This is a genomic window from Amphibacillus indicireducens, from assembly GCF_039539605.1.
Taxonomy (GTDB): domain Bacteria; phylum Bacillota; class Bacilli; order Bacillales; family Amphibacillaceae; genus Amphibacillus; species Amphibacillus indicireducens.
In genome coordinates, this window is record NZ_BAABDL010000152.1 from 1 (window position 1) to 24248 (window position 24248).

Below are 24248 nucleotides of genomic sequence, written 5' to 3' on the forward strand. Positions count from 1 at the left end.
TGCACTTAGTATATCAAAAAATCAACAGAACTGTTAAGAGGACGGCATTTAGATATTATTCAGTGTACACTACTTATTAATAAACCCTCTAATTCCTTTAGCTTCAAGGCATTAGAGGAACTTATGTTTAATTAAGGATAAAGCTCAGGATTTTACTTCTAAATATGACATATGCCATTGATAATCGTGTAAAATCTATATTAGATAGAGCCTATAACTACTCTCGAAGATCTAACATTATTCAACATATTTAAAATGTGATAGGCACCTAGACATAACTTCTTAAAACATTTAACTTCATAATACTATTGAAAAAATCCCCTCAAACCCTTCATATGCGTAAGCCAGCCCTATTATAAAAAAATTGGAGGAAATTACAATGATCAATCAGAGTGACAAAAATGAATTATTTCATGTTTACTACAAGCGTTGGATAATGATATACAAAGAAGGTGCGATACGTAAAGTTACTATGTCCAAATATTTGATGACCCATCAATGGGTTGAAAAGTTAATTCCAAATCTTTGTATATATCAGCTTAACCGTCTTACTTACCAGCAATTGCTGAATGACTATGCTGTCGAACACGAACGCCAAACAACAATGGATTTTCACCATCAGCTTAAAGGCGCAATCCTTGATGCGGTTGATGAGGGTTTAATCGACCGTGATCCAACTCGAAAAGCGATCATTAAAGGCAAAACACCGCGTGAAAAAAAGACAAAGTATCTTAATCAATTTGAGTTGCACACTTTGCTAAGCCGATTAAACCTTGGAGCAGAAATCAACTGGGATTGGTTTATTTTGTTGGTTGCCAAAACTGGGATACGTTTTTCCGAAGCACTAGCTTTAACACCCAATGATTTTGATTATATCCGCCAGATGCTATCCATTAATAAAACCTGGGATTATAAGGGTGATGGAGGATTCTTACCCACTAAGAATCAATCTTCGGTTCGTAAAATACAACTCGACTGGCAAACGGTTATCCAATTCTCGCAATTAACTAAAGGGTTAATTGAGGATAAACCAATTTTTGTTAGTGATGATCGTAAAATCTATAATTCAACTGTAAATGACATTTTAGCACGTTGTTGTAAAAATGCTGACGTACCGTGTATTTCAATACATGGATTACGACATACACATGCTTCACTTTTGTTATTTGCTGGAGTATCAATCGCAAGTGTGGCTCGCAGGCTCGGACATGCTAGTATGACAACAACTCAGAGAACGTATCTCCACATCATCCAAGAGCTTGAAAATAAAGATGTGGACTTAGTCATGCGTTCTTTGTCTGCATTAAGTTAATCATCATCACTTACTGTTATTTATTGGTTTATGACTTACGCTGATGAAGGGTAATAGTGTTGTCTAATTCTTTGAAGAACTCACCGATTTTTTCTTGTTCTTTTTTAAATGGGAAATTAAGTGTCATATTTTTAACAACTTTTGCATTTAACTTCGGCTGGGCTGTTCCCGTGTTATATTTCTCATAATTTTGTTTTTCTAATAATTGCAATAAGAAATAATTTGACCCACACATCATTCTCATGATGTGTGCATGATTGTTAATCCAAAACTTCCCTTCAGGCAAATAGGCTATTGGACTGTTTCTTGTAGTAATATTTGCTCCATCTTCCGCTAAAAGAACATACTCTCCTTCAAAAATATAATCTTCAACATAATCAATAATACCCGTTGCTCCATAGTAGGGATATTTACCATGTATTCGTTTCTCTGAATCAATAGGTATTCGTTTACCATTAAAAAATTCTACCATATCCCCCAGCTTACGCTGTTCCCAAGCGTCAGTGAATCCAGGGAAACGAATTTCAGGAACATTCGATCCATTTTTCGGGAACATTTTTTGAAGCAAACTTTTCTTCTTATCATGTAAGTGTTTTAGCTTTCGCTGATGAAGGGTGATAAGGTTGTCGAGTTGTGAGAAAAAACCACCTATTTCCTTCTGTTCTTCTTCAGTTGGAAGCATGATTACTTGATTCTTCACTAAATCAGAATTCAAATTTACTTGACTTCCTGGCTGACCATATTTTTGCCACATAGGTCTAAACATTTCTAGCCATTGAAACATAAACTCGCGATCAAATTTAGGATTAAGAAAAATTAAAAATCCATCATGTACACCCGTCTTAATGTAGTTTACGACAGGTTTACCAACAGTTGCGGCTATACTTAGCAACAAATGAGGGTCTGTAAGTACGCGGGTTTTTTCCTGCCCTAACTCTGAAATGCGTTGTTCAAGATGATGAATACGTCCATCTTGTTCAGTTACATCTGCAATTCGTAACCAACCAACATCAGAATTTTCATCAAACCATTTCGGGTCTTGAATAGGTCTTGGGCTTGCCCCACGAACAATATCAGCCAACTCTCCCAACCTACGCTGTTCCCAAGCCTCAGTAAATCCCGGGAATCTTAATTTTGGTATATTTGTGTTGTTTTCACTCATGTCTGTTCTCCTTGTATCTTTTTAATCTCTCTGTCAAAATCAGAAACGATTTTTTGATATTTGTTAAATTCTCTATATTCATCTATGGCTTTTTGCCTGGCTATGCTATCAGGAACAAGCCTGCGCCCCTCAAAAGCTTCATAACGATTATATTTTTCAAAAAACATTTCTTAGTTTAAGTTTTTCCTTCAATAGCATCGCACTAAGTGGTATGTGCAAATTCTGCACTAACCACTTTTTCATCAACACTATACATAAAAAGTTGTCTTTCATTCATTGTATAAACCATATTCACCACACACTTTATAGACTTTTTTTGACCCCTTTAGTTTATAACTAAATCACCACTCAACATGTAAATGGCTTACGTAAGCCATTTCGTTATTTATTTTTTATAGCACTTGTACTTCTTTATCACGCACCATTGTTTTCTTCATTCCACTCCTGCACCGCAGCACACTTACTATTTTTGAAAATCTATTTTTTCTGTTTACAATCTGCTTATTATTTTATATACTAAACATATACTATTATTAATATCGCGCTAAACAGTAGGTGTCTATCTATAGATGCTAAATCTGGAAGGTGTGTTTAGATGAATTAAGGGTTTCCTGTACGGTGTTTGTTTACAAATGCTTGAGTCAGGAAGCTCTTTTTATTTACCCCATTTCAAGTAATCGTATATCAGGATAAGCCTTCTTAGATGCGTTCTTATTTGCGCACTTACATTCTGCAATACATTTACATCTTCTGAAAAAATCTCCTTTAGTACGTTCTCAAGATCCTCAATTATAATTTGCGGTTCTTCAAGATGCGACATCAACCTTAAAGCACGCTCTAATGATTTTTTCTCTTGTCTCCAAATTTGTTGTACAGAGGTATAGTGACCCAAACTCTTTCTGTTTTTTTGGATTGAAGGTGAAATGATTTTATCAAAATCTAACATAATTGCTATTTCCCTACACTCCGGAAACTCTTTTGTTGCCTCTCCTAGATATTTATTGACTGGGAGCCTTCCTGAGTTTTGTCTCAACACTTTTGGAAAAGCATATTCCAACATTTCATCCGCGGTAAAGCCTAAGTCTCCTATTATAATATCGCGGTACCATTCATTTCCGTCAATTCCGTTTAACCCCTTTAGCCCCAAATCTGAAACTTTCCCAATAGCTAGCACTAATTCTTCATCATCTACCCGTGTATCATCCAAAGCAGCTACTCTTAAATTGTTAGTGGTCATATTTGTAACAGTATAATTGTACAGCTCTTCCTTAAAACGGCGTAGGATTTTCACAGGCAACTTTGTTTTCTTTTTTTCTAATGCCTTGTACAAAATCAAAAAGTCAGATAGAGTTACCTTTTTCATAATTAGCGGTTTGTTATTGATCATTATCGTAAATGGACTAATTTCTACCCCCACCATATCTGGCTTATATTCAACAAATATAAAACGATCTTCAAGTATTGAGAGTTGTTTTTCATCCAAGCAATCCACGATAGATTTCAGAATGTTTTGTATATTTGTATCTCCGATAGAGTATCCAACAAAAATAATAGGATATTCCATAAAAATCGTCATTAACTTTGCAGCAAGGTATGCGCTTTTCTTTTCAAACATGACGTAATCATATTCATTAATAATAATGCTATCGGGTTTTTCGACTGAACCATGAATTTTGTATATTTCTGCAATACCTTGAATTGCCGAAAATATTAATTCGGTTTGACCAATATATTTTGTAAATCCCTGTAATGTATCTTCAAGAAAAGAATCATAATTTGTTGTTATGATCCCCGCGATGCTCTTTTCGGAAATCTGAGCAAGTTTACTTATCTCTTCCTTATATTTTGGATTAACTATAGTTTGGCTTTTAATAAAAGTAGCTATTTCAGCCTTGAATGGCGAGAAACCTTGTCCTTTGATATCTTTCAACACCTTTTCATCAACGGTTCTCATTGCGGGGTCAGCAAACCATTTAAAATCATAATCCTTCTGAATTAATTCCGCAACTTTAGGCATAATACCTGCTCTACATTCAAATCCTTTCGCTTTATTTTCATAGGAATTATAAGTGAAATCATCATTGTTGTTAATTATCTTTGCAAAATGTTCCAATAAACCTTTCCAATCTGGTAGATTCAAATATCTTCGCGATAACCCTGAACCCACAAAGAGAATAGGTGTTGCATTAAACCCGTGAACAAGTTCTTCAATTTTCGACAAAACAATACACCTGCCTCACATATTTATTCACTCTTTCGTAAGGTTTTCTAAAATGATTAAACCTTCCACCCACTAGTCAACAGACGATAAGACACAGTCGTTCTTACCTAGTATACTTACTCCTATTTTAATAACAATCACATCTTTCGTTAGCATTTTCCCTTCAATCTCGCCATATTGAGTGGTATTTTCCAAAACGGAAACAACCACTTTTTCGTCTTATTCACTAGACTAAAAGATAACTCTTTACCTAGTGGTTTACAACCAACTCATCAGCTAACATATAAATAGCATCACGTAAGCCGTTACGGTATTTAATTTTTGACAGTGCCTGTATTTCTTCATCATGTGCCATTGTCTGGTAATCATTACTTGCTTGAGCGATGATGTCCCGAATCTGCCCAGTATCATCCAAGTCTTGCAAACCAAAACGGTGCCGACTGAAAAGCTCACGCATCTGAGCGCTTGTGATAATATCTGTGATCCCCCATTTCACACGAAAGTCTAAGAACATCCGATCAAGGTTCACAATATTCGCCGCTTGAATGATTGATTCACTATCAGCTAGTCTCACAGGATATTTATAATTTGAACCTTCTGGCGGAAAATCCCCTTTAATAATTGCGGTTGCAGCATTCATAATCTTAGCTGCGTAATTTCGATCATCCAACCCATTGGCAAATTGATTGATTTTCTCTTGCGTTTCTTTAGCTTCTGCCGTTTGACCGTAATGGACTTGATTTAATAATTGTTCTACTAATTCCGTTAAATAATCGTAGTCAACTTTTACATCCTTAACGTGTGTCATCCTTAATTCAATCTGATACAGTGGAATTTTCTTCTCTTTTGAAATATGCTGTTTTAATTCATTCGTTAAAACAGTCGTCAACATCACTTCTTGTTCTGAAGTCATTCCTAGATTTTCAACTAAATCATCAGGATTGTCATAGTTAAAACCGACCTCATGCCCGTCCACTTCCTCTGGATCATACTGTTTTAACTTTGCCATGCCGATATTATATTCACGCAATAAATCCAACATATAATCTTTTTGTTTTTCAGACGGTGGTAGTTGTTCAAAATCACTTGTTAAACTTGCCAATTTATCAACCACTTTTTTCACTTCATCGAACACATCTTCAAACGGCTTGGCGATCACACCATCCTTTTGGTTGGATTCCCGTTGATCATCCTCTGATAAAATTGCAGAATCCTTATTCGCATAGATTGCTAAAGCCTTATTCATCAACTTTTCGTTTTGGGCTGGCCAACGGTAATTTACAATTCGTCCCCAAGGTTTTTCTTGCATATCAGCAATACGATTTGTTCTTGAGTAAGCTTGAATAAGTCCAGATCCTTTTAGGGTTCTGTCAACATATAATGTATTAAGTTCAGGTGCATCAAAACCAGTCAAAAGCTGGTCAACGACAATCACAAGGTCAAGATAATTCTTGTCTGTTACAGACTTATTCAAACGGCTTGTCACATCTTGCGTGTAACCCGCTACGTCATCCATACCCCAATCTGTTCCAAACTCTTTATTGTAGGCCATAATCGCATCATACAATCCTTGATTCGTCGCAAGCATACTATCATTATTAGACGAGTTTTGACTAAAGGTCACAGCAACTTTTAATGTTTGTCCGCCATTTTGTTTATTTTCTGCATTGACACGTTGAAATTCACGAAAATACATCATCGCCATTGGTGTACTCGCTTTCCCACCACCTACATGTGTCGTAAATAAAGCATTATATCTGCCTTCATTTGAGCGATTACGCCAATTTTTGAAGATATCCTCGACAACCAATTTGATGTGGTCAGGATTTTCATCATAGAAACTTGGTTCGACCGCATCATCCATATCTTCTTGTGTGAGATTATTAATTTTTTCTTGAATTTGCTCTTCCGTCCACTTGGGGTAGCGTTCGCGATAGAAGGTTGGTAGATAGGTTTTTCTCATTTGTTCCTCGTCAATCGTCGTTTGAAAGTCGACTTTGAATCCTAAAACATTTCTATCTGCTATCGCTTCCCGAATCGTATAGGCGTGTAACAACGGACCAAAGATATCTTCCGTGCGCAAACCAGTCGTTGTTTCATCAAACATAGGAGTTCCCGTATAACCAACCCAGGCCGATCTCTTAAAGGCTTTTTGGATGGTTGCAAAACTTTCTCCCCCTGTCGAACGATGCGCTTCATCAACAATAAAGACGATATTCTTTTCTGGCGCTTTAAAATTCTTACGTTTAACTAGAGTGTCTAGTTTTTGCACTGACGTAACAATAATGCTATTATCTTTACTCTTAAGTTTACGGCTCAGGTCATTTGTGTTGTTCGTATTTTGAACACTTCCCAGCATATCATCACTTGCATCTGGATCGTAGGCTTTGTAGTTCTCATTTGTTTGCTTTGTCAAAGCAATTCTATCAACCACAAAAACGACTTTATCAACCTTTGGCATTCGGCTTGCTAGCCACGCAGTCTTGAAGCTTGTAATTGTTTTCCCCGAACCCGTTGTGTGCCAAATATAGCCAACCTTATTAGTTCCAAGTTCAAAATCCGCTCGTTTCAAATTTTCAATCACATTTTGAGTCGCATAAACTTGGTAAGGCCGCATCACTTTAAGCATTTGCTTATTTTTTGTACCATCTAAAATCATGTAGTTTGTCGCCATTTGATGTGCCATCGGTATGGACAACATTGAATCGGCAAATTCTTTCCAGTTTCGTACAATTGTATTGTCACTTTTACGTTGCCAGTTAAAGGCGAAGTCTTTATTGAACTTATCAGCTGTGGTATTTGCCATGTACTTCACATTATTCGGTGTTATCGCCACCAAAATTTGCAAAGTAGAGAAAATATCACGATACTGATTTTCATCGGCATATTGATGCATTTGATTTAAGGCCTCGTCAACATTCCGAGTATCACGTTTTTCTTCTATTTGAATGATGGGTAGACCATTAATAAGAAGAGTCGTGTCAAATGTACGGTCTTGTTTTCCCGTAATCACAGCCGGACGATTAATTTGATTGACTACTTGATAGACCGTATCGCCAGCACCAATTTGCTTTTGATCGAAAACCGTCAAAAATACATGACGACCATCATCCAAATCAATTTCAATTTGTGATACGCCATTTAAACCATATAAAAACTGCCCTGCCTCATATGGCGTTTGGATATCTGAAATGATCTTTTTTACTTGATTAAACTCAACTGTACTGAGTGGATGATCAAGCGTGTTTTGGTTATGTTGTTCTAAAATTGTTTTGAAGTTATCCCAAAGTTGATCAGTTGTTTTGATGTCCGGTTCATATTTCCAAAGTTTCGTCTTAACAACATAATCCATTGTTTTCTCTTTTCCGATAATACCTGCAAGATGTTCTGGTTTAGTAATCGTTCCACTTGTGATGTATTGAATGAGTTCCGTTTCAAATTGATTTTCATTCATGTTTTACTTGCCTCCTTTAATTTAGCTAAAAGTATTGTTGTCTCAAATCTTGCTACACGAGTACGTAAAGCTTGAAGCCGCAATTGATTAAAATATAATTCACCAATTTTTTTTTGTTTCTCAATTGATGGACAGTCAGGTAACTTTAACTCTTTCACCTGTTTCAGTGTGTATTTTAAAACTTGTGAACCCTGCAATCCCATCAGAAATTGCTTTTTAATCAACTGATTTTCATTAAGAAGATAAACCAAATACATTGGATCAATATTTTCATTAGGTATCAACTTCACATAGTTTTGTGTGTAAAGATAACCTTCTCGCTCTTTACTTACAATTGTTGAATCTCCAGAAATTAGACTAAATATGACATCATCAGTATATAGTGTATTGACTTTATCATACGTTCTTACTTGTTTGTTATCAGTATTTGTCTTCATACCAACTAAGTCATCAGCCAAATCAGGCTGACCATAATAAGTATAAAGCGGGGCATTAGCATCAAATACTTCAGTAATTCTAAATTGAGGTGAACCACTTATAAATTCAACCACATCACTCAAATTCAACATAGAAACCGTGCCTCTCTAAAATTAAATATTATTTAATGACACAATTATATCAGTAGCCCTTTCAAAATACAATCCCTCTTTTTTTAATTTTAATAAATTACAAAAACATTTATGGCGAATTATTTTCTTACCTCTCAAATAAAACAAAAAATTGAATAAGTCAATTTCATACTAGTGATTTATATCATTTTAAATTCTTAAACATCTGAATTGTTGATAACATCTGCTCTATCCTCTTGATTTATTATCACAAACAGAAAAACATCCATTCCGTCAGATTGACAAAATAGATGTTTTCCCTTAAAACTCCATTATAAAAATGTTTATTATGTGGGTACACCCCCGAAACATCAAAACGATATAATTTCCCCTTTTTAATCACATTGCCATTTGTCATCGACAATCGAACACGAACCGGCCGGATCATCAGTTTTAAAGGTTAGCAATTTATTTAATGGGATTCCCTCATCTTGTGAAATCTTAGCCAATATTTCTTCAATATGCTCTTGAGATTGAGCACCAGTAATTGCATATTTTCGATTAATAACTAGGGTTGGTGCACTATTAACCCCATAGGACTGCGCTAACTGTAAGTCGGCCAAGACAGCTTTTTCTGTCTCCTCTTTTTCAAATTGTGCTTTCCAATCAGCAAATGAGATACTCGTTTCTTTCACTGCTTCTTCTAATACAGCAATATCTTCAATATTCTTATTTTCAACAAACAATTTGTTTTGGAGACGATCGAAGACATCCCAATAAACAGCTTCTCCACCGACAATGCCAGCAGCTTTTGCAGCTTTCAAAGCTGGCTTTGAGATCGGAAAGTTGAAATCCGTTTGACGCATGCCTTCTATATTGAAACGATGTTCATCATCGTTTTTATTTGCTTGAACCCAATGTCCTAAAACTTCTGGTTTAACAGCTTCTCGTGAGCCAAAACTCCGGATAAAGTCTTCAGCTTCCCATCCTAAAGCAAACGAACGATGATCGATTTCAATATTATTATATTTCGCAGCTATCTTTCGCATCCTTGCAGACATCGGGAAACAAAAACTACAAATAACGTCATGGAAAAATTCTATTTTAATCATAACCCTTTCCTCCTTGAAATGTACCACTTGGGACTTTGACAAATGTTCATTCAAAATGCAAGACTTTATTGTGTGGGCACACTGACTTTCTGCACTTATATTTTAGCTTAAGTTATTTAAACCTGTTGTGGAGACTGACTCTTAATCGATTCATTTGAAGCCATTGTCAATTCAAAGGTTTTAACTGCATCAGAATATGTTGACTTAATACCATGGCTGTCGCCAGTTCTTACTGAATTAATAAACTCCTCTACGGCTTTCAAATGAGAACTTTCTGTAACTGAAACCTTTCGAATGGAATCATTTGTAATATAACGGAACTCATTATTCCAATCACACTCAATCACTTCATCTTCACAGACAATTCGAAATCCAGCGCCATTAAAATGTTTAATATCATCTAGATAACAAGCGGTTTCAACTGTAGCAAGTACCCCTGACTTAAATGAGATTGTTGCTACAGAATAGTCTTCTAAATTATAGTCGGGAATATTCTCTACCAGTCCCTTTCTTCCTAGACAAAATACTGATTCTGCTTCACCAAATAAATACCTCAACGTATCAAACAAATGGGTGCTTTGCTCTACAATCTGCCCACCTGATCTTTCCTTTCTTCTCCACCAGGGGGCTCCAGGAATTCCACCTAACCATCTTGCGGTAACTAGTCCTACTTTTTTATTGGATAGATAAGCCTTAATTTTGTTCATTTCCTCGTTATATCTTTCCTGGTATCCAACAGATGATATGACACCGGCCTTTTTGATTTCAGCTTCTATTGTTTTTGCTTTTTGAACAGAGACTTCTATGGGTTTTTCTACATACATGTGTATGCCCTTTTGAGCTGCAAGTATTTCGGCATCCCCATGACTATCTGGCGGAACACAAATAAATACAGCATCCAGGTTTTCCTTCTCGTACATTTCTTTATGATTCGAATATAAATTTGCCTTAGGAGCCTTTTCCCCAGTCTTCTTTAATTTTACGATATTGGAGGATGTCAATGCAGTAACCTCGACCCCATCAATTTTTAATAGATTATCCAAATGAACGTTTCCAAACCAACCACAGCCGATTATACCAACTTTAATAATATCCATTTTAATTATCCCCTCACATTATTTTGTCAATACAATAAAAATATAACATTATCATTAACAAGTGTCAGTACATAGCTAGTACCTATTTTTTCTATTCCGAAACGAACTCTGTAAAAATCATAATTATCTATCCGTTCTTTAGCTTAATCCTTAGTTCCTTGGACATAGCTAAAACATAGGATTATAGAATTCTGATAATACTACCACGGACACCCTAGGATTGCAATGATGCATTAAATATCACAAACTCAACCATAAGTAATTTAATTTGTAAAAACATAATAAACCCTTGCAAATTCTCCCCTTCCAACCCGCATTCTACCGTTTGAAAAATAATAGAGTCTTGTCGAAAAACAATAGGGAAACCCTTGAGTTTATTTAATTTTCCCTTTTATTCCATCAGGATATCTTGGCTCTTTCAAATCTTTATTCTCTAAGAAGCGGGACTTTTACAAATGTTTATTCAAAATTCAAGACTTTATTATGGGGTTACAACTACCGCTCCAGCACCGTTACAACTTCAATATGGGAAGTTTGCGGAAACATGTCGACTGGTTGAACTTTCTTCAATTTGTACCCGCCTTCAGTCAATGTCACTAAATCGCGTGCTAATGTTGCTGGGTTACATGAGACGTAAACAATTCGCTCAGGGTTCATTTCAACCATTGCATGTAATAGAGCTTCGTCACAGCCTTTTCTTGGTGGGTCAACGACGATTACGTCTGGTTTTAGACCGTCTGCTGTCCACGCTGGCATGACCTTTTCTGCTTGTCCAACGACAAATTCTGTGTTATCCATGCCATTCAACTTAGCATTTTTCTTCGCATCTTGAATCGCTTGTGGAACAATCTCAACACCGTAAACTTTTTTAGCTTTTTGGGCGAGGAAGAGTGAAATACTACCGATGCCGCAATAAGCGTCAATAACTGTCTCTCCGCCTGATAAGTCGGCATATTCTAATGCTTTATCATAGAGTACTTTCGTTTGTTTCGGGTTAATTTGATAAAATGACAGCGCTGAAATTGCAAATTTGACATCCCCGATTGTGTCATAAATATATTCTTCACCCCAGAGGCAGTTTGTCTTTTTGCCAAGGATTACATTCGTGCGGTCTGGATTAACGTTGTGCATAATTGAGGTGATGTTTGGCTGTTTCTCCAAAATTCGCTCAATAAATTCATCTTGCTTTGGGATCTTATTTGTCCGAGTCACGATAACAACCATTGTTTGTCCGGTATTTTCACCTGATCGAACCATAATATGACGTAAGACGCCTCGATGAGTTTCTTCGTTATATGCGGGAATGTCAAGGTCATTAGCAACTTCGCGAATGAGATCAACTAAATCATCATTCACTTCAGATGTCACAATGCAGCGTTCCATGTCTTCGATGATGTCATGGCTACGGGGGCGGTAAAATCCAGTGATCAGTTTACCGTCTTTTTTGCCAACTGGTATCTGCACTTTATTACGGTAGCGCCAAGGATCGTCCATGCCCAATGTCGGTTCAACATTGACATCTGTAATGTGTGCGATTTTTGCTAGCACATTCTTCACTTGATTTTGCTTCATTTTCAATTGCATCTGATAGCTCATGTGTTGCAATTGACAGCCACCGCATTTATAAAAAACATCACATGGTGGCTTGACCCGGTCTGGGCTCGTTGTAATTAATTCAAGACGACGACCGACTGCAAAGTTTTTCTTAACCATGATTACTTTCACTTTCGCTGTTTCACCTGGCAATGCATTTGAGACAAAGATCGGATAGCCGTTTATTTTACCGACACCATTGCCATCATGAGTAATATCTTCAAATGATAATTCAATTGTTTGGTTTTTCTGGACTGGCGTTTGCTGTTTAGACACGAATTTTACTTCCTTTCTGAATCGACTTGCTAACTATTTACTTAGTATATCACCTTATAGCGCCTTGATTACCACCATTCGACTTTATATTTCCCGGGAAATAAAAAAATTGTCATGAATATTCAGATCAATGTCTATAAATTGAGTCATTCATAGCAGTTATATTTTGTCTTATCCGCGAAATAATAAATTTACACGCGAATTTAGAGATTTACGCGCGATATTCAATTTTTACACGCGAATTCATGGATCTGCACGCGAAATTAAGATTTTGCCCGTGAACTGATTGATTATTTAAAAAAAGCTCTTGAAATTAATCGAGAGCTTCTTCTGTTTCCTTATCTTCTTTACCACGCTTGATTTGTTCATCTGTTGGGAGATAGTATTCGATATGTTGCTTGAGGTTTGTGAAGACACCAGGTAAATCGCCACCATACTCACCATCTATGTTCAACTGCATTCTTTCTTCTGTTTCTATTTTAATGTTTTTAGCTTGTACATAAAAAACATTTGGATCGTCGAAATGCGCACCTCTTGTTGCTGCTGTAATCGCCCGGATAAATTCGGCAATGTTACACTTTTTTAAGACGAGTAAATCAAACACGCCGTCATCCATTTCTGCATCTGGGGCGAGTTTTTCAAAACCGCCGACAGAATTTGTGTTTGCTACTAAGAACAACATAATTTCTTCTTCAAAAACTGCTCCATCGTATTCAATGCGCGTGTGAATTGGTCTTAGTCTCGGCAGTAACTCTGCCCCTTTAATAATATAGGCAAGTTGTCCAATCAATGTCTTTAATTTACTCGGCACTTCATACGACACTTCGGTTAGTTTTCCACCACCTGATATATTAACAAAATAGTGCTGATTCACTTTACCGATATCTAGTTTTTTCGTTTGACCTGCGACAATAACGTCAACTGCTTTATCAACAGATTTAGGAAGATGGAGTGCACGAGCAAAGTCATTAGTCGTACCAGCAGGAACAATCCCTAATCGAGGGCGATAATCTGCCTCGGCTAAGCCGCTAACGACTTCATTAATCGTACCATCTCCACCAGCAACAATAATCGTATCAAACTTGCGTTCAGCCGCTAATTTTGCCGCTTCAGTTGCATTGCCTTTCGCTGTCGTTTCATGGACGGATGTTTCAAAACCTGCTTGTTCTAATTTAACTAATACATCTGGTAATTTATTTTTAAATGACTCTCTTCCAGCGGTTGGATTATAAATAATTCGGCAACGTTTCATCACGATTCCCCCAAATCACTTACTATATTCTCTCTCTTTATCATAGCATTATCGAAAAAGAAAGACTATCAATATGTTATGTATTGATAGTCCCCGTTATGACTTTAGCGCTTTTTCATTTCAGCTAGTAGGATCTTATTCACCATCGGTGGGTTCGCTTGTCCCTTAGTCTCTTTCATGACTTGACCGACTAAGAATCCTAATGCGCGATCTTTACCATTTTTAAAGTCTTCGATTGATTGCTCATTAGCATCGAGAATTTTCGTAATAATGTCAGTTAATTGTCCTTCATCTGAAATTTGGACTAAGCCTTTTTCTTTAATGATCTTCTCTGGATCGCCACCATTTTCAACAAGTTCAGCAAAAACTTTTTTCGCCATTTTTGATGATAATGTTCCGTCATTGATCAAGTTAATCATTTTTGCAAGTCCTGCTGGCGTTAGCGTAAGTTCAGATAAGTCCTTCTGCTCTTTATTCATATATGCTGAAACTTCACCCATTAACCAGTTTGATGCTTGTTTAATGTCGGCTTCTGCTTCAATTGTTGCTTCAAAGAAATCAGACATTTCTTTTGTACTTGTTAAAACCATTGCATCATATGCTGGGAGCTTATATTCCTCGATGTAACGTTTTTTACGTGCATCTGGAAGCTCAGGAATTTCTGCTCTGATTCGTTCTTTCCACGCCTCATCAATGTACAGTGGCATCAAGTCAGGCTCTGGGAAGTAACGGTAATCGTCAGCACCTTCTTTAATTCGCATTAAGACTGTTTCTTTCGTTTGCTCGTCGTAACGACGTGTTTCTTGTAAAATTTCTCCGCCCGCTAAGAGCACTTCTCGTTGACGTTTTTCCTCGAACTCTAATCCCTTTTGGACAAATGAGAATGAGTTTAAGTTTTTCAATTCGGCCTTTGTACCGAACTTCTCTTGACCAATTGGGCGTAAGGAAATGTTCGCGTCACAACGTAGTGATCCTTCTTCCATTTTAACGTCTGAAACACCTGTAAATTGAATGATGTTTCTCAGTTTTTCTAAATAAGCATAAGCTTCTTCTGGTGAGCGGATGTCAGGCTCAGATACGATTTCAACGAGTGGTGTTCCTGCTCGGTTGTAATCAACTAATGAGTAGCCGTCATCACTGTGAATCAGTTTACCAGCATCCTCTTCCATATGAATTCGGGTAATACCAATTCTTTTCGTCTTGCCATCAACTTCAATATCGATCCAACCATTACTTCCGATTGGTTGAGCATCTTGAGTGATTTGATAGGCTTTCGGATTATCTGGATAAAAGTAGTTTTTCCGGTCAAATCTTTGATGTGTGGCAATCTCACAATTTAGTGCCATTGCTGCCTTCATCGCAAAGTTAATTGCTTCTTCGTTTAATTGCGGAAGCACACCTGGATAAGCTAAGTCAATCGGGTTAACGTTCTCGTTTGGTTTTGCGCCGAAATGGTTCGGGCTTGGACTAAAAATCTTTGAGTTTGTTTTTAATTCAACGTGAACTTCTAAACCAATAATTGTTTCAAAATTCATTTACTTTGCACCTCCCAAGTTTGGGCGTTTCGTGTGATGATCGGTCGCTTGTTCAAATGCGTAAGCAGTTCTGAAGACTGTATCTTCAGCAAAGTGCTTCCCGATAATTTGTAAACCAAAAGGTAAGCCCGTTTTTTCTGAAAAACCAGATGGGATTGAAATCGCTGGTACTCCAGCTAAGTTAACTGGTATCGTTAATAAGTCATTTGCATACATCGTTAGTGAATCATCCATTTGTTCACCAATCTTAAATGCTGTTGTTGGTGTTGTTGGTCCAATCACAACATCATATTTTTCAAAAAGTTGATCAAAGTCTGCCTTAATTAGTCGGCGTGCTTGTTGCGCTTTATGATAATAGTCATCATAGTAGCCGGCACTCTGTGTTAGTGTTCCAAACATAATTCGGCGTTTCACTTCTGCACCAAAGCCCTCGCTACGAGATTTTTTAAATAGATCGATCATGTTTGTCGCATTTTCTGAACGGTGGCCGTAGCGGATACCGTCAAAGCGCGCTAAGTTTGCTGATGCTTCACCTGATGAAATAATGTAGTAAGCAGCAACGGCATATTTAGAATGTGGCAATGTTACTTCTTCCCATGTAGCACCAAGGTCTTCGTATACTTTCAATGCATCGAGAACGGATTGCTTCACTTCCTCGCTGACACCTTCAGCTAAAAATTCTTTTGGAACAGCAATCTTCAGACCTTTAACCCCATCTTTCAAAGCGTCTTGATAGTTTGGCACTTCAACATCAACAGTCGTTTGATCCATCGGGTCTTGTCCAGCAATCGCTTGTAAAACGTGAGCATTATCTTCAACTGTTTTTGTAATTGTTCCAACTTGGTCAAGTGATGAAGCAAAAGCGATCACGCCAAAACGTGAAACTAAGCCGTAAGTTGGCTTCATCCCGACAACACCACAATATGATGACGGACCACGAATCGAACCGCCAGTGTCAGATCCTAGTGAGAAGAAAACTTCACGACCTGCAACAGCTGCAGCTGATCCACCACTTGAACCGCCCGGTACATAGTCAATATTCCATGGATTATGTGTCGTTGAAAACGCTGAATTCTCTGTTGACGAGCCCATTGCAAATTCATCCATATTTAATTTACCGATCATCACTGTTTTTGCGTCATTAAGTTTTTCAACAACGGTTGCATCAAAAAGTGGATCCTCAAAATTACTGAGCATTTTACTCGCTCCAGTTGTTTTTAATCCTTTCGTTAACACGTTGTCTTTAATCCCAGCTGGAATACCAAACAGTGGGTTATTCGTATCATTTGTTTCTTGATCAAGTTGCTTCGCTTGAGCTAATGCCGCTTCTTTATTTAACGTAATAAATGACTTCAGCTCGTCTTCAACACGGTCAATTTGATCATAAGAAGCTTCTACCAAATCAGTTACAGTCAACTCATTGTTATGTAGCTTCTCTTGAATTTCTTTTAATGTATAATCAAAAATCGACATGATTTAATCGACCCCCTATTCTAAAATTGATGGAACTTGGAATTGTCCATCTTTTTTTATAGTTGCATTTTTAAGCGCCTCGTCTTGTGTAATCCATTGACGTGGTTCATCTTTTCGAAGCACATTTGTATGTTCATGAACTTGATACAATGGCTCAACACCCTCTGTATCTAAATCTTTCAATACATCTGCGTAACTTAACATATCACTTAATTGTTGAACGAGTACTTCTGTTTCCTCTTCATTTATGTCTAAACGTGCGACATCGGCAATTTTTTTCACTTGATCTTTTGTCATTTTTGCCATTTCCTTCACCTCCACAAGATTTAACGTTTTTTCCTATCTAAGATCATAGCAAACAATAAGTCTGTTGTGCAACTATTGAATTGCTATTTTCTGAAAAATATGACGAATTAATTTCAAGTTTTTTCGAACAATCGGCTATCTTTGATAAACATGAACGAACGCTTCTTCCGCGCCCGCTTCTCTAATAATTAAACTCTCTTGCCTTTGATTTGATCGAATGTCAATTTCTAAGTCAAAATGGGGTTGAAAACTATCCATCATCAATCCGTAAACATATTGAGTAAAGCCAACAACTTCAGCTTGCCCGTTAAATTCGATTGGAATTTCTAAAATAAGTCGCTGAATTTCACCATCTTGATAAAAACCTTCACCGATCACACCAACAAAGTTCGGGAAAAAGTCTTCAATCCCAGATTTAAATTCCTCAACTGTTGATGATAAATTCGAATCAAGATTGCGTGCTTCGGTTGATGGAAAAAGCACATACGTCTCATCAATCATCTCCCAACTACCAATCGTTTGACTGCCTCCCTGGACTGTTTTTTTGGCTACAAAACTTCCCGGCACGAGACCATCACGTGGTGCTTCACGATAAATTGCCACCATAATCGGTGTTTCTTGAAGCCCATCCTTTGCTCTCAATCGACCCACAACTTCCTCAGCAATTGTTGTCGCTTCAGCTAACATATCATCGAAGTCAATCTCTTCATAATAAAATGGTCCACCAACTTCAGTTTGAAACCGATAAACGGATTTCATCGCAATCCCAATTGAAATCCCCCCTAATTGAACGACATTATCATCCGTTCGAACTAAATAATTCTGTTCTAAAATATGTGATAAATATTTTGGATTTTCCCGTTCAATCTCAATCTTATCTTCTGTTGATGTATCATCATCGATATCTGCCGATGGATTTAAGCCTAGTTCCGTCGACTCCGACTCACGCTCAAGCCAACTGAACAATTCACTATAACCAATTTGCTGACCTTCTTGGAAGAAATACGTATCCGGATCAAACACTGTCGTCGAATGACGCCGCAAATCATTTTCAAGTGCCGTAATATCGAGACGATTAGCAACCTGGTTCGTCGTTACCCCCCGTGATTGACTTAATCGATAAGGCAGGAGCACCTGATATTCTGATTCAGAGACACTGTAATTTGGAATAATCGCTGTTTCTTGACCACTATCTTCCGGCAAAGTCTCATCAATCACTTCATCCCGATTGCTAAAATCAGGCGCACAACCAACAAGAATCAGCATTATTAAAACAACAAGCACTTTACGAACATGCTTCATAATCTCCTCCTCCTCTCCGATCATTCGATCGCCTCAATAAACTGTGCTTCAGTCCAGATTTCAACCTCAAGCTGCTCAGCCCGGGCTAATTTTGAACCTGCATCAGCACCTGCAATTAATAAATCAGTCTTTTTGCTCACACTACCTGTTACTTTTCCACCGAGTGCTTCAATTTTTTCCTTCGCTTCAGTTCGCGTCAATTGTTCAAGCTTCCCCGTTAAAACAACCGTTTTTTGATGAAAAATTGCCGTACTACTTGTTGCAGTTGGTTTGGCACCTAGGTATGTCGTATTGATTCCCAGGCTCTTTAACTGCTCAATCATCTCTAGAACATCTTCATTTGAGAAAAAGCGTGAAATTGAGTCAGCCATTTTTTCACCAATTTCATCGACTTCGATTAGTTCTTCAAAACTTGCTTGCTTTAGTTGATCGATGTTTTCAAATGCAACGGCGAGAGTTCGAGCTGCTGTCACACCAACAAAACGAATTCCAAAGCCGAACAGCAAACGTTCTAATGAATTTTGCTTCGATGCTTCAATCGCTGTCAATAAATTATCAACTGATTTTTCACCCATGCGCTCGAGTTTTAAGAGTTGATCTCTTTCGAGCTGATAAAGGTCGGTAATTTTAGCTACGAGCTCTTCGTCATATAATTGGGCGATAATTTTTTCACCTAAGCCGTCAATATTCATCGCATGACGTGAGACAAAATGGATTAAGCCTTCTTTTAGTTGGGCTGGGCAGTTCAAATTCATACATCTTAAGGCGACTTCACCATCGAGACGCTCTAACTCAGAGTCACACGATGGACAGTGTGTCGGCATTAAAAATGGCTCCGACTCATTGTCGCGCTGTTCTGGAATGACGCGTACGACTTCAGGAATAATGTCACCTGCTTTTTTAATTACAACCGCATCGTTTAGGCGGATATCTTTTTCTTCAATATAATCAGCGTTATGAAGTGAGGCACGTTGAACCGTTGTCCCTGCAACCTTGACAGGTTCAAGCACTGCCGTTGGTGTGACGACTCCCGTTCTTCCGACGCTAAAATCAACACCGATTAATTTTGTCACAACTTCTTCGGCTGGAAACTTATATGCCGTGGCCCAGCGCGGACTTTTGGCAGTCGTTTTTAAAATGTCATGATACTCTAAGCGATCAACTTTGATCACGATCCCATCAATGTCATAGGGCAGATCATTACGACGTTCAATCCATGATTCAACGTAGTCAATCACTTGATCGATTCCATCACATTTTTGCCATTCTTGATTTGTTTTAAAACCTAATTCACTTAAATAAGTGAGCTGTTCACTGTGGGTATCAATTGCTCCGGCTTGCCATTCACCTACAGCATAAATAAAAATATCTAAATTTCGTTCGGCTGCGATGCTCGGATCAAGCTGGCGAATCGAACCAGCGGCAGCGTTTCGCGGATTTGCGAACAGGTCAAGTTCTTGTTTTTGACGGTTTTCATTCAGTTTTAGAAATGACTGTTTTGGCATAAAAACTTCGCCCCGGACTTCAATTGTGTTCGTTTCAGCAATCGAAAGTGGAATACTCCGAATCGTTTTTAAGTTTTGTGTAATCTCCTCACCAACAGTTCCATCACCACGGGTTGCTCCTTGGGTAAAGATCCCGTCTTGATAGCGAAGCGAGACAGCGAGTCCGTCAATCTTTAACTCAGCGACGTAATCAACGGTATCGAGTCCCAGTCCATCACGAACGCGCCGATCAAAGTCACGTAAATCCTCGACATTAAATGCATTCGACAAGCTCAGCATCGGTGTTGTATGTTCAACTTTTTCAAACAGATCAAGTGGTTTTGCACCGACTCGTTGTGTTGGCGAATCTGGTCTAATCAACTCAGGATTGTCTGCTTCAAGCTCAATCAATTGATTGATGAGGCGATCATATTCCGCATCAGGAACCGTTGGGTTATCCAACACATAATATTGATGATTATACTTATGGAGCAGTTTTCGAAGCTCCTTGATTTGTTCTTCTATCTTCGTCAAAAATCCCACCTCAGTTCTTATTGTTTCGTAATCGGTGCAAATTTTGCCAAGAGGCGTTTAATCCCTGTTGGCGCTGGGAAGGCAACATCAAGTTCAAGCTCTTCAGCTTGACCAGACACTCTGACAACCGTACCGATTCCCCATTTTTTATGGCTCGCTTTGTCACCAACTTGCCAGTCCTGCTTTTCTCCCCCAGTTGTTTGTTTGCGAGCTGCTCGTTTAACAGGTTGACGTTTTTGAGGCGTTTGGCTTGGGAAAAAGCTTCGCTCATCGTCAGCAATCGCAAATACTGGTGTTGTTTTTTCTTTAGTGAAGCCTTCCAATAGCTGATCTGGAATTTCCTTAATAAATCGACTCATCATATTATTATGTGGTTTCCCAAACAGCGTTCGATATTGAGCGTGAGTTAAATGGAGCTCGCGCTCGGCACGGGTAATGCCAACATATGCCAACCGACGCTCCTCGGCCATTTCCTCATGATCATCAATTGATCGGCTATGCGGGAAAATCCCCTCTTCCAGCCCGACAAGAAAGACGACTGGAAACTCAAGTCCTTTGGCAGCGTGTAGTGTCATCATCGTGACTTTATTATCAGCAAACGGATCATCATCCATACTGTCAATATCGGAAATTAATGCTAAGTCAGTCAAGAAAGCAATTAACGTTTGGTCATCGCTATTTTTTTCGAAATGTTGGGTAACTGATTTAAATTCATTGATGTTTTCTAGGCGTGTTTCTGCCTCAATTGTTCGATCATTTTTAAGCATTGCTTCATAACCAGATTTATCTAGTACTTGCTCAACCATATCAGTTGCTGTTAAAAATTCCTGTTGTTTGATCCAATTGTTGATCATTTCGGCAAACTCGGCAAGTGATTTTGTCGCTCGTGCACTTAAACCGATAAAATCAACTTCTTTAACAGCTGTGAATAATGAGATGTCATGGGCGGTTGCATAGCTTTGGAGCTTTTCAATCGTTGTTGCACCGATACCACGCTTCGGTTCATTAACGATCCGGACAAAACTGACATCATCATCTTGGTTTGCAATCAACCTCAAATAGGCAAGCACGTCTTTAATTTCTTTTCGGTCGTAGAACTTAGTCCCACCAACCATTTGATACGGAATGTTTGCCTTAACAAACGTCTCCTCAATCACACGTGACTGGGCGTTCGTTCGATAGAGAATCGCAATATCACGATAATTATACTCACTTTGATCAATATATTTTTCAATCTCATTCGCGACATAGAGGCTTTCATAGCGCTCAGTTTGGGCATTGTAATATTTTAACTTTGAACCACCTGATTGCTCCGTCCAAAGCTTCTTCTCTTTATGATCTGGATTGTTTTTAATGACAGCATTGGCTGCATTAAGAATCGATTCCGTCGAACGATAATTTTGCTCTAGGAAAACGATACTCGCATTTGGGTAATCTTTTTCAAAGGATAAAATATTTTTAATGTCAGCACCACGCCAGCGATAAATCGACTGATCCGAGTCACCAACAACACATAAGTTCTCATATTTAGCTGCTAAGCTTTTGACTAAATCATATTGAGCAAAGTTCGTATCCTGATACTCATCAACATGAATGTACTGAAACCTACGTTGATAGTACTCAAGAACCTCTGGCGCTCGTTTAAATAAAATTGCTGTCTGCATAATTAAGTCATCGAAATCGAGTGAATGATTTCTATGGAGTGTTCTTTGATAATCCTGATACACATCAGCAACCATTTTGCTAAAATAATCACCGGCTCGTTTCTGATATTGATCTGGAGTTTGGAGCTTATTTTTTGCATTGCTAATCTCAGCTAAAAACCCACGTGCAGAAAACTGCTTCGGATCGATATTTCTCGCTTTTAAAATATTTTTAATCACTGTTAATTGATCGGCCGTATCAAAAATCGTAAAGTTACGATTGATCCCGATCTTATCCGCATCACGTCTTAGAATCCGAACACACATCGAGTGGAAAGTCGATACCCACATATAATCCGCTTCTGGTCCAACGAGATTGCTGACCCGATTCTTCATTTCCCGAGCCGCCTTATTAGTAAATGTAATCGCTAAAATATTGCGAGGCGCGACATCCTTTTCTTCTAATAAATAAGCAATCCGATGCGTTAATACGCGCGTCTTCCCACTCCCGGCACCTGCCATAATTAAAAGCGGACCATTTGTTTTTTGAACCGCTTCCTGTTGTCTTTTATTTAACCCTTCAAGTAAGGGATGAGTTGAATGATTCATCCTGCCACCGCCTTTACTAATCTTTTTTAACATTGACTGTCGCAATCGCTTCGTCAAAATTTTCATATAAACTATTGCCAACAACTATTGTATCAGCAAATTGAGCCATTTGCTCCGCTTGCGCAAGTGTCGTGATTCCACCACCATAAACAAGTTGCGTATTGTTTAATATTTGCTTTACCTCGCGGACTAACTCTGGATCGCCATATGTACCACTATACTCTAAATATAAAATTGGCAAACGAAACATCTGCTCAGCCATTTGTGCATAAGCAATCACATCAGCACGATCTGGAAGTTTACAATGCGTCACTTGATAAGCCTTTGCCTCCGGATTTAAAATCACATAACCTTCAGTCAAAATTTCAGACCAATTGATCAGCTGACCATAATCTTTAATCGCTTGATGTTGAGCATCAAGTAGCCACTTTTTCTCTTGGCTATTGAGGACGACCGGAATCCCATAAAAATCAAAACCAGGCGTGATCGCATCAGCCGTTGACACTTCCAGCACACAAGGAATTGGATACCGACGAATGTGATTTAATAAATCAATCACACCTTCAAGCGTAATATTATCCGTCCCTCCAACGATAATCGCATCCGTACCCGATTGACAAACTTGATCCAGTTCTTCATCAGTTAATGATTTTGCTGGATCTAATTTAAATACATGCTTCCATGCCTTTCGATTATACAACATGAAGCCCCCTAACTTTACCTTTTGATTGATGACCATCGTATAATTGCGCCATCAACATTATACCATCTTAAATTATAACAAAAACCACGCCTGTAAGGGGAGTTTTTTGATAAAAGGATAAGAACTAAAAATTAGCTGATATTTGAGACATGTCGACTACATATTATGATTAAAATCATACGAATAGGGGTTATCGTGACATTTCAATCGCTATTTTCATTTGAAAGCATACGAATAAGGACTATTGGTATCATTTCAACCGCTGTTTTTGTTTGAAAACATACGAATAGGGGCTATTCGTGTCATTTCAACCGCTGTTTTTGTTTGAAAACATACGAATAGGGGTTATCGTGACATTTCAATCACTATTTTCATTTGAAATCATACGAATAAGGACTATTGGTATCATTTCAACTGTTATTTTTGTTTGAAAGCATACGAATAGGAGCTATTCGTGTCATTTCAGCCGATGTTTTTGTTTGAAAACATACGAATAAGGGTTATTCGTGTCATTTCAACGGCTGTTTTGTTTTGCAAGCATACGAATAGAATATTTCCAAAAATTGAGATAGGGGGAGGTGACTAACCTCCGTCCCTCTCACACCACCGTACATACGGTTCTCGTATACGGC

The 24248-nt window shown here is 38.0% G+C and carries 16 protein-coding genes; 1 reads left to right on the forward strand and 15 read right to left on the reverse strand.

Translation table 11 applies throughout. From position 1 onward, the window contains the following. The first annotated feature begins 379 nt into the window (after positions 1 to 379). Positions 380 to 1312: a site-specific integrase gene (locus ABD814_RS12810; protein ID WP_344913997.1), complete on the forward strand. Its 933-nt coding sequence runs from the start codon at positions 380 to 382 to the stop codon at positions 1310 to 1312. Between the two features lie 28 nt (positions 1313 to 1340). Here ABD814_RS12810 and ABD814_RS12815 read toward each other — a convergent pair whose 3' ends face one another. The 15 genes from ABD814_RS12815 to pcrB form a co-directional block, all read right to left on the reverse strand. Continuing rightward, complete coding sequence (locus tag ABD814_RS12815) at positions 1341 to 2474, reverse strand: restriction endonuclease subunit S (protein ID WP_344914006.1); 1134 nt, start codon at positions 2472 to 2474, stop codon at positions 1341 to 1343. A 655-nt stretch (positions 2475 to 3129) separates the two neighbouring features. Continuing rightward, positions 3130 to 4695 carry an SIR2 family protein gene (locus ABD814_RS12820; protein ID WP_344914009.1) on the reverse strand — a complete coding sequence of 522 codons (1566 nt, stop codon included), beginning with the start codon at positions 4693 to 4695 and terminating at the stop codon, positions 3130 to 3132. Positions 4696 to 4945: 250 nt separating this feature from the next. Continuing rightward, entirely contained in the window at positions 4946 to 8149 is a 3204-nt protein-coding gene (locus ABD814_RS12825) for a type I restriction endonuclease subunit R (protein ID WP_344914012.1), read from the reverse strand. Then, complete coding sequence (locus tag ABD814_RS12830) at positions 8146 to 8718, reverse strand: restriction endonuclease subunit S (RefSeq protein WP_344914015.1); 573 nt, start codon at positions 8716 to 8718, stop codon at positions 8146 to 8148. The genes ABD814_RS12825 and ABD814_RS12830 overlap by 4 nt, the downstream gene beginning before the upstream one ends. A 374-nt stretch (positions 8719 to 9092) precedes the next feature. Further along, positions 9093 to 9809 (reverse strand): DsbA family oxidoreductase, encoded by a 717-nt coding sequence (locus ABD814_RS12835; RefSeq protein WP_344914018.1) that lies wholly within the window; start codon positions 9807 to 9809, stop codon positions 9093 to 9095. Positions 9810 to 9925: 116 nt separating this feature from the next. After that, the gene (locus tag ABD814_RS12840) at positions 9926 to 10906 is read right to left on the reverse strand and encodes a Gfo/Idh/MocA family protein (protein WP_344914021.1); all 981 of its coding nucleotides are present in this window, start codon (positions 10904 to 10906) and stop codon (positions 9926 to 9928) included. Between the two features lie 495 nt (positions 10907 to 11401). Next, positions 11402 to 12775 (reverse strand): 23S rRNA (uracil(1939)-C(5))-methyltransferase RlmD, encoded by a 1374-nt coding sequence (rlmD, locus tag ABD814_RS12845; protein WP_344914024.1) that lies wholly within the window; start codon positions 12773 to 12775, stop codon positions 11402 to 11404. 313 nt (positions 12776 to 13088) lie between these two features. Further along, the gene (locus ABD814_RS12850; RefSeq protein WP_344914028.1) at positions 13089 to 14027 is read right to left on the reverse strand and encodes a diacylglycerol kinase; all 939 of its coding nucleotides are present in this window, start codon (positions 14025 to 14027) and stop codon (positions 13089 to 13091) included. Positions 14028 to 14131: 104 nt separating this feature from the next. Continuing rightward, positions 14132 to 15562, reverse strand: coding sequence for an Asp-tRNA(Asn)/Glu-tRNA(Gln) amidotransferase subunit GatB (gatB, locus tag ABD814_RS12855; protein ID WP_344914030.1), 1431 nt, complete (start codon positions 15560 to 15562; stop codon positions 14132 to 14134). Continuing rightward, positions 15563 to 17035, reverse strand: a complete 1473-nt coding sequence (gatA, locus tag ABD814_RS12860) for an Asp-tRNA(Asn)/Glu-tRNA(Gln) amidotransferase subunit GatA (protein WP_344914033.1) — start codon at positions 17033 to 17035, stop codon at positions 15563 to 15565. A gap of 15 nt (positions 17036 to 17050) precedes the next feature. After that, the gene (gene gatC / locus ABD814_RS12865; protein ID WP_344914036.1) at positions 17051 to 17341 is read right to left on the reverse strand and encodes an Asp-tRNA(Asn)/Glu-tRNA(Gln) amidotransferase subunit GatC; all 291 of its coding nucleotides are present in this window, start codon (positions 17339 to 17341) and stop codon (positions 17051 to 17053) included. A 135-nt stretch (positions 17342 to 17476) separates the two neighbouring features. Then, complete coding sequence (locus ABD814_RS12870; protein ID WP_344914039.1) at positions 17477 to 18643, reverse strand: CamS family sex pheromone protein; 1167 nt, start codon at positions 18641 to 18643, stop codon at positions 17477 to 17479. A 20-nt stretch (positions 18644 to 18663) separates the two neighbouring features. Continuing rightward, on the reverse strand, positions 18664 to 20661 hold the full coding sequence (gene ligA / locus ABD814_RS12875; protein WP_344914042.1) for an NAD-dependent DNA ligase LigA: 1998 nt from the start codon (positions 20659 to 20661) through the stop codon (positions 18664 to 18666). 17 nt (positions 20662 to 20678) lie between these two features. Continuing rightward, positions 20679 to 22913: a DNA helicase PcrA gene (gene pcrA, locus ABD814_RS12880; RefSeq protein WP_344914045.1), complete on the reverse strand. Its 2235-nt coding sequence runs from the start codon at positions 22911 to 22913 to the stop codon at positions 20679 to 20681. A gap of 16 nt (positions 22914 to 22929) precedes the next feature. Next, the gene (gene pcrB, locus ABD814_RS12885; protein ID WP_344914049.1) at positions 22930 to 23613 is read right to left on the reverse strand and encodes a heptaprenylglyceryl phosphate synthase; all 684 of its coding nucleotides are present in this window, start codon (positions 23611 to 23613) and stop codon (positions 22930 to 22932) included. Positions 23614 to 24248 lie beyond the last annotated feature (635 nt).